Source organism: Planococcus sp. ANT_H30, assembly GCF_008369335.1.
Taxonomy (GTDB): Bacteria; Bacillota; Bacilli; order Bacillales_A; family Planococcaceae; genus Planococcus; species Planococcus kocurii.
The window spans coordinates 58976-71429 of record NZ_VOBJ01000001.1 but is presented as its reverse complement, the minus strand read 5'-3'; the positions used below and the strand labels follow the sequence as shown (position 1 = coordinate 71429).

The 12454-nt window shown below is 41.1% G+C and carries 13 protein-coding genes; 12 read left to right on the top strand and 1 reads right to left on the bottom strand.

Features of this window, described 5'->3' with window-relative positions:
* Positions 1 to 12: 12 nt before the first annotated feature.
* From FQ085_RS00360 to FQ085_RS00350, 3 genes are all read left to right on the top strand, one after another.
* Positions 13 to 795, top strand: a complete 783-nt coding sequence (locus tag FQ085_RS00360; RefSeq protein ID WP_058385052.1) for a menaquinol-cytochrome c reductase cytochrome b/c subunit — start codon at positions 13 to 15, stop codon at positions 793 to 795.
* A gap of 64 nt (positions 796 to 859) precedes the next feature.
* A complete protein-coding gene (gene lhaT, locus FQ085_RS00355) occupies positions 860 to 1471 on the top strand; it encodes a lipoprotein heptaprenylglyceryl N-acetyltransferase LhaT (protein ID WP_058385053.1) in 612 nt (203 codons plus the stop codon).
* Between the two features lie 55 nt (positions 1472 to 1526).
* A complete protein-coding gene (locus FQ085_RS00350; protein WP_058385054.1) occupies positions 1527 to 2210 on the top strand; it encodes a zinc metallopeptidase in 684 nt (227 codons plus the stop codon).
* Positions 2211 to 2251: 41 nt separating this feature from the next.
* Here FQ085_RS00350 and FQ085_RS00345 read toward each other — a convergent pair whose 3' ends face one another.
* On the bottom strand, positions 2252 to 3118 hold the full coding sequence (locus FQ085_RS00345; RefSeq protein WP_058385055.1) for a YitT family protein: 867 nt from the start codon (positions 3116 to 3118) through the stop codon (positions 2252 to 2254).
* Positions 3119 to 3225: 107 nt separating this feature from the next.
* Here FQ085_RS00345 and FQ085_RS00340 point away from each other — a divergent pair, with 107 nt between their 5' ends.
* The 9 genes from FQ085_RS00340 (at position 3226) to dinG (ending at position 12450) form a co-directional block, all read left to right on the top strand.
* Positions 3226 to 3564, top strand: a complete 339-nt coding sequence (locus tag FQ085_RS00340) for a nucleotide pyrophosphohydrolase (protein WP_058385056.1) — start codon at positions 3226 to 3228, stop codon at positions 3562 to 3564.
* On the top strand, positions 3561 to 4361 hold the full coding sequence (gene dapB, locus FQ085_RS00335; protein ID WP_149455696.1) for a 4-hydroxy-tetrahydrodipicolinate reductase: 801 nt from the start codon (positions 3561 to 3563) through the stop codon (positions 4359 to 4361). The genes FQ085_RS00340 and dapB overlap by 4 nt, the downstream gene beginning before the upstream one ends.
* Before the next feature lie 13 nt (positions 4362 to 4374).
* Positions 4375 to 4779 carry a methylglyoxal synthase gene (gene mgsA, locus FQ085_RS00330; RefSeq protein WP_058385058.1) on the top strand — a complete coding sequence of 135 codons (405 nt, stop codon included), beginning with the start codon at positions 4375 to 4377 and terminating at the stop codon, positions 4777 to 4779.
* A gap of 11 nt (positions 4780 to 4790) precedes the next feature.
* Positions 4791 to 5933, top strand: a complete 1143-nt coding sequence (gene bshA, locus FQ085_RS00325; protein ID WP_149455695.1) for an N-acetyl-alpha-D-glucosaminyl L-malate synthase BshA — start codon at positions 4791 to 4793, stop codon at positions 5931 to 5933.
* Entirely contained in the window at positions 5930 to 7063 is a 1134-nt protein-coding gene (locus FQ085_RS00320) for a CCA tRNA nucleotidyltransferase (protein WP_149455694.1), read from the top strand. Before bshA ends, FQ085_RS00320 begins: the two co-directional genes overlap by 4 nt.
* On the top strand, positions 7041 to 8042 hold the full coding sequence (locus tag FQ085_RS00315) for a biotin--[acetyl-CoA-carboxylase] ligase (protein WP_149455693.1): 1002 nt from the start codon (positions 7041 to 7043) through the stop codon (positions 8040 to 8042). The genes FQ085_RS00320 and FQ085_RS00315 overlap by 23 nt, the downstream gene beginning before the upstream one ends.
* A gap of 280 nt (positions 8043 to 8322) precedes the next feature.
* Entirely contained in the window at positions 8323 to 9159 is an 837-nt protein-coding gene (gene panC, locus FQ085_RS00310) for a pantoate--beta-alanine ligase (RefSeq protein ID WP_149455692.1), read from the top strand.
* A gap of 3 nt (positions 9160 to 9162) precedes the next feature.
* Positions 9163 to 9546 carry an aspartate 1-decarboxylase gene (panD, locus tag FQ085_RS00305; protein ID WP_149455691.1) on the top strand — a complete coding sequence of 128 codons (384 nt, stop codon included), beginning with the start codon at positions 9163 to 9165 and terminating at the stop codon, positions 9544 to 9546.
* A 144-nt stretch (positions 9547 to 9690) separates the two neighbouring features.
* Positions 9691 to 12450, top strand: coding sequence for an ATP-dependent DNA helicase DinG (gene dinG / locus FQ085_RS00300; protein WP_149455690.1), 2760 nt, complete (start codon positions 9691 to 9693; stop codon positions 12448 to 12450).
* Positions 12451 to 12454 lie beyond the last annotated feature (4 nt).

The window sequence follows — 12454 nt, the reverse complement described above, 5'->3', positions numbered from 1 at the left end:
GGAGGGAACACTATGCATCGCGGAAAAGGGATGAAATTTGTAGGAGATTCGCGTGTTCCAGGTTTGGAATTCCGTCAGCCGAATGTTCCTAAAGATTACTCCGAATACCCTGGTAAAACAGAAGCTTTCTGGCCGAACTTCCTTTTGAAAGAATGGATGATTGGTTCAGTCTTCTTAATCGGTTATTTGTTGTTAACTGTCGCTCATCCGTCACCTCTTGAAGGACAGGCAGATCCGACGAATACAGCTTATATTCCATTGCCAGACTGGTATTTCTTGTTCTTATACCAATTACTGAAATACCAATTTGCTTCCGGACCATTTAACGTGGTTGGTGCTATCATCATTCCAGGTCTTGCTTTTGGTGCACTTATGTTGGCGCCATTCCTAGACCGTGGACCGGAAAGACGTCCTTCGAAACGCCCATTGCCTACAGGATTTATGATTCTTGCAATCGCATCAATTATTTTCCTTACATGGGAATCAGTAGCCAACCACGACTGGGAAGCTGCTGAAGCGCAAGGTAAAATTACGGAAGAAGTCGAAATTGATACAACGGATCCAGGATATGAAGTTTATGCTGGTGCAGCATGTATCAGTTGTCATGGCGATAACTTAGAAGGAGCAGTTGGTCCAACACTTGTTGGAACTGGTCTGACTCCTGAAGAAATCGCTGAAATTGCTGTCAATGGTATCGAAAAAGATGGAGCTCAAGTGATGCCTCCATCTTGGGATGGAACAGATGAAGATCTGCAAGTCTTAGCTGAATTTATTTCAGGCCTTGAAGCAGAATAATCAATAATAAAAAAAGAGCCGGGAAACCGGCTCTTTTTTTCTACCTTAGAAAGGAAGAAAAACAATGCTTTCCTTCGCGATTAAAATTTCAGCTTGGTTGATGTACCGGCCATTTTTGATTTTGCTATTTCTGGTCAATCTAGCTGGTACAATTTATGGATACATATGGTATGGCTGGCAATTGAAAATAACAGAGCCACGTTTTTTGATTTTTGTTCCTGATAGCCCGACCGCGAGTTTGTTTTTTACCATTGTTCTGGGACTATGGATTTTTGGTAAACGAAGCCGTTTGTTTGAAGCGCTGGCATTTATTACATTAATCAAATACGGGTTGTGGGCAGTGGCGATGAATTTACTAACGCTCTGGGAAGTTGGTTCCATCGGCTGGATTGGGTGGATGTTGATTGGCTCCCATTTCGCTATGGCGCTTCAAGCGGTGCTGTATATTGAGCATTATCGCTTTGGCTGGCTATCGGCGACGCTGGCTGCTGTGTGGACGCTGCACAATGACGTTATTGATTATGTTTTCGGCCAAATGCCAATTTATAGCACCTTGAGTGAGTACACGAGTCAAATTGGCTATTTTACTTTCTGGCTATCAATCGTTTGTGTCGGCTTCGCCTTTTATGTCGTTCGTTTGAATAAAAAGCAGTCCATTTCAGTTGACCAATATTGACTAATCCAAGTAAAATAAACGTATCAAGTAGAAAGAAAGAGGTGTTGATTTATACATGGGAATGGGCGGATATATCTTCTATTTTATCCTATTGCTAATCATCCCGATTTGGGCGCAATTCAAATTAAAAAGAACATACAAAAAATACTCAAAAGTTCGGTCGACTTCTGGTCATAGTGGCGCACAAGTAGCGCGGATCATTTTGGATGCTAATAATCTTCAAGACGTTAAAGTCATAGAAAGTCGTGGCCTGCTTAGTGACCATTATAATCCGCTGACAAAAACAGTAGCACTCAGCAGTCATAATTATCACGAAGCATCGGTTGCAGGAACAGCGGTTGCGGCTCACGAAGTTGGACATGCAATTCAAGATGCGGAGGATTATTCGTTCTTGCGTCTGCGTCATCGTCTTGTGCCAATTGTTAATGTATCATCTAATATGTCTTGGATCTTTATTATGATTGGTTTCTTTTCTGCGTGGAGCGGGGCGTTACTGATTGGAATCGTCTTGCTAGCTGCTGGAGTCGTCTTTCAGTTAGTGACCTTACCGGTTGAGTTTAATGCTTCTAGCCGAGCGATGGATCAATTGCTGTCGCATAACATCATTCGCAATGAAGAAGAACGTCACGCAAAAAAAGTATTGAGTGCAGCAGCGATGACTTATGTCGCAGCTACTGCAGTTGCAGTTCTTGAACTTGCCAGATTAATTTTGATTTACACCAATATGAATCGCTCATAAAAAAACGGCCCGCGTTTGGGCCGTTTTTTAATATAGAAAAATTAATCAATCGGTCTTTTTTCTTCGTCAAGTGTAAATCCTTCACCCATCACATCGTGAACATCCATTAAGGACACAAATGCATGAGGGTCAACAGAGTTGATAATGCTCTTCAATCGAACAATTTCATTTCTTGCGATAACGCAATACAGAACTTCACGTTCTTCTTTTGTAAAGTGCCCATACCCTCGAAGAATTGTGATGCCGCGGTCCATCTCAATGGCTATACGACTGGCGATTTCTTCTTGGGAATTTGAAATGATCAAAGCGCCACGACCTGAATAAGCGCCTTCTTGAACAAAGTCGATAACTCGTGCACCAATAAAAACAGCAACGAGTGTATACATCATGGAGCGATGATCGAGGAATGTCAACCAAGACAGCATAATGACGCCGGCATCAAACAAAAACATTGTTTTGCCCATGCTCCAGCCTATGTATTTTTGGGCCAAGCGTGCAATAATGTCTACGCCTCCCGTAGTTCCTCCAAATCTGAAAATAATGCCAAGTCCAATGCCCACAAAAACACCGGCAAACAAGGCTGCTAAAAACAAATCATCTTGTAAGTTGATTTGAATTTCATAGATTAAAAAGATTTTTAAAAATACAGAAACAGCTACTGTTCCAATAATGGTATACAGGAAAACTTTTCTGCCAAGGAGCTTCCATCCGATAAAGAATAGAGGAATATTCAACAATAAGTTCATCAATGCAGGATCCCAATGGAAGATAAAGTACAAAATCAATGTAATTCCAGCGAAACCGCCTTCTCCCAATTCGTTTTGGATATTAAAGTGAACAAATCCAAAACTGTAAATAGCGGCACCGAGAACGATGAAAAAGATATTTTTAATTTTTAGTTCTTTCAATTCATCCAAGCCCCTTTCAAGAATGTCAACTTCTGTATTATCGTTGAAAAGATGAGTTTTGACAACATCTCTAGTTTTCTTTACGATTGACTGAGGAGCGTGATGAAATGAACAGTGAAAAAACGATGAAACAGCTGCAACAAGACGTTGATACATATATTGGACAATTTAAAGAAGGTTATTTTCAACCGATGGAAATGATGGCGCGAATGACAGAGGAACTCGGCGAACTTTCAAGAGAAGTGATGCATCAATACGGTCCAAAGAAAAAGAAGAGTTCAGAAGCTGCTAACAGCATGGAAGAAGAAATGGGCGATGTCTTATTTGTTTTAATTTGTATGGCAAACTCGATGGACATTGATTTGGCAAAGGCTCATGACCGCGTTATGGAGAAATTTTCTAGTAGAGATAAAGATCGTTGGACAAGAAAGGATGAAGTCAAATGACAATTCGCGTGGCAATTGCAGGAGCAAGAGGTAAAATGGGCAAAGAAGCTGTACATACGGTTATGAACAACGACGAAATGGAACTAGTTGCTGTTTTAGACTATAAAGAAATTGGTCGCACGTTAGCAGATACTAATTTATTTCCTTCTCATTATACGGCACCGGTTTTTATCGATCTTCAAGAGCTGTACACTATTACCAAACCGGATGTGCTGCTCGATTTAACGACACCTGAATTTGTCTTTGAACATACAAAGCAAGCACTAGAATTAAACATACGTGCTGTTGTTGGGACGACCGGTTTCTCAGATGAACAACTTGAAGAGCTGAAAACGATCTCTAAAGCTTCGAAAATAGGCTGCATCATCGCACCCAATTTTGCTATTGGAGCTGTATTAATGATGAAATTTGCTGAACAAGCTGCTAAGTATTTACCAGATATTGAGATTATCGAAATGCATCATGACCAAAAACTAGACGCGCCTTCTGGAACTGCGATGAAGACCGCTCATTTGATTTCACAACAACGCCCAATCTATCAACAAGGACATATTCGTGAGAAAGAAACTCTGCCAGGTGCTCGTGGCGCTAATTATGACGGCATGCGCATACATAGCGTGCGGTTACCGGGGTTGGTTGCTCATCAGCAAGTGTTGCTTGGAGGAGAGGGACAATTGCTAACGCTGCGTCACGATTCGTTTAATCGAGGTTCGTTTATGTCAGGCGTTGTGTTATCTATCAAAACCGTAATGGAAAAAGAAGAGCTTATTTATGGCTTGGAACATATAATCGACTAAAGGGGAAGATGACATGAAAATTGCATTAATTGCCCATGACCGAAAAAAAGATGATTTGATCCAATTTGCTACAGCTTACGAGTCAATTTTGTCTCAGCACACACTGTATGCGACTGGAACGACGGGTCAGCGAGTAATAGACGAAACAGACTTATCGGTTATTCGTTTTCAGTCAGGACCGCTTGGAGGGGATCAGCAGATTGGTGCAATGATCGCGCAAAATGAAATGGATATGATTATTTTTTTCCGTGATCCATTAACTGCCCAACCCCATGAACCTGATGTAACAGCGTTAATTCGTCTATGTGATGTCTACAGCATTCCACTGGCTACGAATATGGGAACGGCTGAAGTTTTACTTAAAGGATTGCAACATGGTTTTATTGATTGGCGATTGCTCGGAGAAAGAAGAGGATAGGAGAGGGAACTGTGCGAAAAATGAAAATCGGCATTACTTGCTATCCAACAGTTGGAGGGTCTGGGGTTATTGCTACAGAATTAGGAAAGATGCTGGCGGAAAAAGGGCACGAGGTTCATTTTATAACATCCAGTACTCCTTTTCGGCTAAATAAAACCTATGCAAATATCTTTAATCATCAAGTTGATATTAATACGTATTCCGTATTTCAATATGCGCCTTATGATATTGCGCTGGCTACCAAAATTTCTGAAGTCATTAAAAACGAAAACTTAGATCTTTTGCATGTTCATTATGCGATTCCACACGCCGTCTGCGCCATTCTTGGGCGAGACATGGCGGGCTCAAATATCGGGATTGTAACGACCTTACACGGCACAGACATCACAGTACTAGGTTCTGATTCATCATTGAAAGAAGCAATTCGCTACGGGATTGAAAAATCAGATATTGTTACAGCCGTATCAGATTCATTAAAAGAACAGACCTATGATCTTATTAAACCGAATAAAAAAATAGAGACAGTTTATAATTTTGTTGACGAAAGAGAATATTTCCCGCAAGATGCTACGAAACTAAAAGAGCAATTAGGCATCGGTGCTAATGAAAAAGTAATGATTCACGTTTCGAATTTCCGTAAAGTGAAACGTGTTCAAGATGTTGTCGAGACGTTTTCTTTGGTGCGCCAACAACTGGATTGCAAGCTATTATTAGTAGGAGACGGACCCGAAATGAGCCGAATTATTCAGCAAGTAAGGGATTTGGAGTTGGGAGATCACGTATTATTTCTTGGCAAGCGCGAAGGCCTTGCTGAATTTTATAGTATTAGTGACATTAAACTGTTGTTGTCTGAAAAAGAGGCATTTGGCTTAGTTCTACTCGAAGCGATGGCGTGCGGTGTTCCTGTAATTGGCTCCAATATCGGCGGGATGCCTGAAATTATTGATCCAGAAAATAATGGCTACCTTGTTAAACTAGGAGATACACAACAAGCTGCGCAATATGCGATCCGTATGTTAAGTGACGATGAGCATTTACAAAATTTGCGACAAGGTGCTTTGGAGACTGTAACTGAGCATTTTCATTCATCAAAAATTTTGGAACAGTACGAAGGCTTATATGAACAGTTGATGATGAAGGCTGAGCAACAATGAATACGGCCATAAAAGTAATTGACACGCTAAAAAATGCTGGATTTGAGGGCTATATAGTCGGTGGAGCTGTCCGTGATTTGTTGTTAGGAAAAGCACCACAAGATGTCGATGTGGCATCTTCTGCATTACCACAACAGGTAAAGGCGCTGTTTAAACGAACGGTGGATACAGGCATCGACCATGGCACGGTATTGGTACTGCTAGACGGAGAAGGTATTGAAGTGACAACATTTCGAACAGAAAGCGGTTATTCTGATAATCGTAGACCGGATTCCGTCGAATTTGTCTTATCACTCAAAGAAGATTTACGACGTCGCGATTTTACGATCAATGCGATGGCAATGACTGAAAATCAGGAGATTATCGATCCTTTTGGCGGACAAGAAGATCTGCAAAATCAAATCATTCGGGCAGTTGGCAATCCGGATGAGCGTTTTGAAGAAGATGCCTTACGTATGCTGAGAGCAATTCGTTTTACAGGACAATTAGATTTCATAATCGATATGAAGACTTTACATTCGATCCGTCGCCATGCACGCTTAATCAAAGCAATTGCAGTCGAGCGATTAAAGTCAGAAATCGATAAAATATTCGTCAATCCCAGAACACAAAAAAGCATGGCTTATTTATGGGATTCGGTATTAACAAAATTTTTGCCAGCAGGCGAACTTTTTCAAGTAGACTGGATACCCTATAAATCGAATGGTAGGTCTACGTTTGGTTGGTTTTATCTGCTACATCAGCAAAATCGTCAGTTTTCAGCTGTTAAAGAATACCGGTTCTCCAATGAAGAAAAGAAACTCATTGAAAAAAGTTTGGAATTAACAAAGCTCGAAACTTGGGACCAATGGACGTATTACCACTATTCAATCGAACAATTGGAGATGGCCGCTTTAGTAACTGACAATGTAGAAAACTTAGCAGCTGCTAAGCAGCAATTGCCGATTCAATCGAAGTCTGATATCGCAGCAAACGGTCTGGACTTAATGCAATGGAGCGGTGACAAATCAGGTCCTTGGCTAAAAGTATGGATTGAAAAAATGGAAAAGCTCATTGTCTATGGTGAATTGGAGAATGACAAAGAACTCATAAAGGACTGGTTTAAAAATGAATATCACCGTCACGCTTAAGATAGCAAAACGATTGATTGAGTCGAATGGTGAAGCTGTATCAGGTCAACATTTAGCGGATGAATTGGGTATTTCGAGAACGGCAATTTGGAAGCACATAAAAGAACTTGAAGAAAAAGGGTACGGCATTGAATCTGTCAAGAAAAAAGGCTATCGGATTGTGATGTTGCCAGATACATTAGAACCACTCGGCATACAAACGGGCTTGAAAACAAAGAGCATTGGTCGAGAAATAGAATATGTCGAAAGTTGCGCATCAACTCAAATCATTGCGCATCAACTCGCGCAAGAAGGTGCTCCTGATGGCACAGTAGTGCTTACAGAAACGCAAACAGCTGGACGCGGTAGATTGGCTCGGAAATGGGACTCTGCGGCTAACAAGGGTGCTTGGATGAGTATTATTTTGCGTCCTGATGTGGCACCGCAAAAAGCACCTCAATTTACGCTCGTAACTGCCGTAGCAGTCGTTCGGGCAATCGAAGAAGTGACAGGGCTGCAACCGCAAATTAAATGGCCAAATGATATTTTACTGAATGGCAAAAAATGTACCGGCATTCTGACTGAATTACAGTCGGACGCAGATGGGATTCAAGCTTTGATTATTGGTATCGGTTTAAACATCAATCAAGAAAAAGACGATTTTGATGCCGAGGTACAAGATATCGCGACTTCACTGAAAATGGAAAGTGGAGAAGCGGTAAATCGTCAAAAATTAGTTCAGTCTTTGCTGTTTTACATGGAGCTCTATACGCACATGTATATCGAAGAAGGTTTCGCTATGCTGAAGATCTTATGGGAGAGCTATTCGACGACAATTGGTCAGCCGGTACGAGCTCGAATGACCAATCAGACACTTGAAGGCATCGCAGAAGGCATTACCGATGAAGGCGTCTTGCAATTACGGACCGCTGACGGTAAACTTCATGGTATTTATTCAGCTGATATTGAAATGACTAACGAATCTAGGAAGACGCCATAATAGAGATACGTCGGTTTTTCACTAGTCTCTTTAAATAATTTAATCGCGAAGCATACAATATGCTTTTTTTAAAAATTCTGGTATAGTATTTTCAACGGGCAGTATCACTCGTGAACTGCACCGAACAACCGCAAGACACCCAAAATTCTTTATAAATATGTTCTGCCTTGATCAGATTCACGACAGGGACGGAGGAAACCAAGTGTACATTTACTGTCCTTCTGTCTTTTTTTAGCAGAAGGGCTTTTTATATGGTTTTCTTCCCGAGAGGAGAGAAAAAATGTTGATTTTACAGACGGTAATCGAACTAAAAGAATGGGTTCGTGATACCAAAAAAGCTGGCAAAACAATTGGTCTTGTGCCAACAATGGGTTTTCTGCATGAAGGCCATCTTTCGCTAGTCGAAAAAGCAAAAGCGGAAAACGACAAAGTGGTCATGAGTATTTTTGTGAATCCCGCTCAATTTGGACCAAACGAAGATTTTAATCGGTATCCAAGAGACTTAAAGCGAGACCAAGAGCTTGCTGAAGGAGCCGGTACTGACGTTATTTTTGCGCCAAGCGTTGACGAAATGTATCCGCGCGAAAGCCAAATTCAACTATCTGCAGGCGCTCAAGCTGATGTGCTTTGCGGTGCGAAAAGACCTGGGCATTTTGATGGGGTTTTAAAAGTAGTTACCAAGTTATTTCATTTAACAGAAGCTGACTTGGCTTATTTTGGTCAAAAAGATGCCCAACAATTAGCGGTTATTGAATCGTTTGTGACAGATTTTAATTTTCCAATGGCCATAAGACGTGGAGAGACGGTTCGCGAAAAAGATGGCCTCGCGAAAAGTTCTCGTAATGTTTACTTGAGTGATGCGGAGCGGAACGAAGCGCCTCACTTGAGAAAAGCATTGGAAATGGGCAAGGCCACATTTCTAAAGGGACAGGATCCAATCGAATCTATGACTGCCTACTTAACTGAACATACATCTGGAAAAATCGATTACATCGAATTACTTGATTACCCAACATTAACGACTCCTATTCAGCAGGATGCCATTCTAGCTTTAGCGGTACAGTTTGAAAAGGCGCGTTTAATTGATAACATTATTTTTAATCCAAAGGAGAACTGACCCATGCTTAGAATGATGCTCAATTCAAAAATTCACCGTGCGACGGTGACAGAAGCTGATTTAAACTATGTTGGTAGTATTACCATCGATCAAGATTTGCTGGATGCTGTTGGCATGTTAGCCAATGAAAAAGTGCATATTGTCAACAACAATAACGGTGCACGATTTGAAACCTATATCATTGCAGGAGAGCGCGGTAGTGGTGTGATCTGCGTCAACGGAGCAGCAGCGCGTCTTGTGCAACGAGGAGATATCGTGATTATCTTGTCGTATGCATATGTGATGAACGACAATGCTCGTGATCATAAACCGACTGTTGCTATTATGGATGCCAACAATCAAATCAAAGAAATCATTCACTATGAACCTGAAGCGACCGTCATGTAAAAAAACAGCCTCCGAAAAAATTCGGGGCTGTTTTTCTTTTGCCTGAGAGTGCAGCGAAGAAGATTGAATTTTCATCTTGAAAGCGGAAAGCGGTAGGATATGTTACAATTTTTTTAGGCAATCACCTAAGAAAGAGGGGCTAAGATGAACACGCAAAAGTATGTCGTTGTCGATATTGAAACAACGGGCCATTCCCCTGCAAAAGGTGACCGGATCATCCAACTGGCAATGGTAACGATTGAAAACGGTGAAATTACCGATACATATACAAAATTTATTAATCCTAGGCGCACAATTCCGTTATTTATACAGGATTTAACAAATATTACAGAGGAAGATGTAGCAGATGCCATGACGTTTGAGCATTATGCAGAAACCATCTATGAAAAAATGCAAGATGCTATTTTTGTCGCACACAATACCAATTTTGATTTACCCTTTTTGCAAGCCGAGCTAAAACGTAGTGGATTGTCAAAATGGCAAGGATTGACGATGGATACAGTCGAACTAGTCAGACTTATGTACCCGACAGCTTTTAGCTTTAAGCTGCAGGACATTACTTCTGAACTTGGCATTCCACTCGAGAGTGCTCATCGTGCAGACGATGATGCGATGGCAACGGCTTTATTGTTTTTACGTGCAAAAAATGACTTGGAATCGTTGCCTTATGACACGTTGGCATTTCTTCACAAACGTTCTTTCCAGTTAAAGTCCGATTTGTCGAGGCTATTCTTTGAGCTGACACAGAAAAAAAGAAGCGCTCAATCAGATGATTTTGATCGGTTCCAAGGCGTACCATTAAAAGCCAGAACAATATTTGAGAAAGATAGGATCGACAGCCCCATCCCACGCGATTGGCGTGAAGGTCTTGAAACGGTCTTTCCGAATTTTGAAAAGCGACCAAGCCAATATGACATGATGGCGACGATTGAAAATGCGTTAAATGAAAAAAAAGAAGTTGTGATTGAAGCATCCACCGGTATGGGCAAAACAATTGCGTACCTGTTACCAGCTGTCAATTATGCACTCGATACCGGTAAGCAAGTTTTAATTAGCACGTATACGACACATCTACAAGATCAGTTGGTGTCAAAAGAAGGTCGAATGATCGAAGCCTTTATTGGTTCGCCGGTGCGTATTTCTTTAATTAAAGGATTATCTCATTATATCGACTTGACCAGATTTGTTGAATTGCTGCAAAGTGATGACGAATCTTACGATGAAACGTTTACGATTATGCAAGTACTAGTCTGGTTGACAGCCACAAAAACAGGTGACTTAAATGAAATTAACGTATCCAGTGGCGGCCAATTTGTCGTTGATAAAATTCGTCGTTCACATATACGCAAATTGTCAAAGCAAGAAAGAAAAGCTGATTTCTACGAGTTTGCGTTAAATCAGGCGAGACACGCACACATCATTGTCACAAATCATGCATTTTTACTGAATCAGCATTTGAGTAAAAAAACAATTTTGACCAATGTAGGTGCTTATATTTGGGATGAAGCGCATCAAGTGGTCCAAGCGGCAGTGTCGCAGCACGAGAAAACGTTTGTGTACACGCAGTGGAAATATATTTTTGGTCAAATTGGCAGTTTCGACGACAAACAATTAGCGTCAGCCCTTTTTGAAACCGCAGAGCGGACTGGATTTTCAACAGTTCCAGAAATGTTGAAACTAGAGTCACTGTTTTTAAAATTCACAGCCCTTTTCGATGAGGTTTCAGGCTTGATAGCTACTGAATTTACTGCTAGATTTGCCCACAGTCGACACAAAAAGAATTCTGCATTATTGAGTGAACTGTCGCTTTCAGACAGTCGCTTCACAGAAATGTTGTATTATTTAAACGAATGGATCGATTTGTCGCAGCTTATTTTACAAAAAGCGGAACGGTTGTCCGAAAAAACCATGAAAGATCAACTGACGATAGCAGACTGGCGCTATTGGACTGAAGAAATGATGGTTAAAGCAGTGGAGTTTAGTGAAATTTTTGTTTTTCCAGTCATTGAAGAAGTCAGTTGGATTGAAGGGGATTTGAGAAGTTTGCCGACTAGTTTGTCCTTGTACAAGAGACCATTTGCTGTAGCTTCCTTAGTCGACAAAGTAGTGGCTCCTGCGCGTGAAGGCAAAGCTGTTATTTGGTTATCTGGAACGATGACTGTTCCGGCAAATGAACGCTTTATCGTCAATCAAATTGGCATACCTCAGCATGTGCCAATCCTAAAATTCGAACCTCCAAAAGATTTTTATCAAGGCGCACATGTTTATATTGTGGAAGATATGCCCGATATCCAGCATGTTTCTCAGCACGAGTACATCGAATCGGTTGCAGATGCTGTTATTCAAACCGTAATTGTGACAGAAGGTCGCTGTTTTGTCTTGTTTACGTCACAGGATATGCTCCGCAAAACAGTGGATTTAATTCAAGACACCGGCTTACTCGATGATTACATGTTATTTGCGCAAGGAATTTCTTCAGGTAGTCGGATGAAACTATTGAAATCTTTCCAGCGTTTCCAGAAGTCTGTGCTGTTTGGGACGAATAGTTTTTGGGAAGGTGTCGACGTGCCGGGAGATGCACTTCGCGCGGTAGTTGTAGTCCGTTTGCCATTTACGTCTCCAGATGAGCCGATTTTCAAAGCGCGTTCTGCGATTATCACGCGTGAAGGCATCAATCCATTTTTACAATATGCTTTGCCGGAGGCGGTACTTCGTTTACGGCAGGGCTTCGGTAGATTGATTCGTTCAAAAAATGACAAAGGTTTGTTTATTGTGCTGGACCGAAGAATTGAGACGAAATCCTATGGTCGTGAATTTATAAGTGCATTGCCAAAAGTCAAAGTATCCAAAGTGTCTTTAGAAAAGATGGTAACCGATATTGAAGCTTGGTATAATAAGCAATGATATA

Coding starts and splice junctions, on each gene's coding strand:
- FQ085_RS00360 (WP_058385052.1), top strand. CDS start 13: ATGCATCGCGGAAAAGGGATGAAATTTGTAGGAGATTCGCGTGTTCCA.
- lhaT (WP_058385053.1), top strand. CDS start 860: ATGCTTTCCTTCGCGATTAAAATTTCAGCTTGGTTGATGTACCGGCCA.
- FQ085_RS00350 (WP_058385054.1), top strand. CDS start 1,527: ATGGGAATGGGCGGATATATCTTCTATTTTATCCTATTGCTAATCATC.
- FQ085_RS00340 (WP_058385056.1), top strand. CDS start 3,226: ATGAACAGTGAAAAAACGATGAAACAGCTGCAACAAGACGTTGATACA.
- dapB (WP_149455696.1), top strand. CDS start 3,561: ATGACAATTCGCGTGGCAATTGCAGGAGCAAGAGGTAAAATGGGCAAA.
- mgsA (WP_058385058.1), top strand. CDS start 4,375: ATGAAAATTGCATTAATTGCCCATGACCGAAAAAAAGATGATTTGATC.
- FQ085_RS00320 (WP_149455694.1), top strand. CDS start 5,930: ATGAATACGGCCATAAAAGTAATTGACACGCTAAAAAATGCTGGATTT.
- FQ085_RS00315 (WP_149455693.1), top strand. CDS start 7,041: ATGAATATCACCGTCACGCTTAAGATAGCAAAACGATTGATTGAGTCG.
- panC (WP_149455692.1), top strand. CDS start 8,323: ATGTTGATTTTACAGACGGTAATCGAACTAAAAGAATGGGTTCGTGAT.
- panD (WP_149455691.1), top strand. CDS start 9,163: ATGCTTAGAATGATGCTCAATTCAAAAATTCACCGTGCGACGGTGACA.
- dinG (WP_149455690.1), top strand. CDS start 9,691: ATGAACACGCAAAAGTATGTCGTTGTCGATATTGAAACAACGGGCCAT.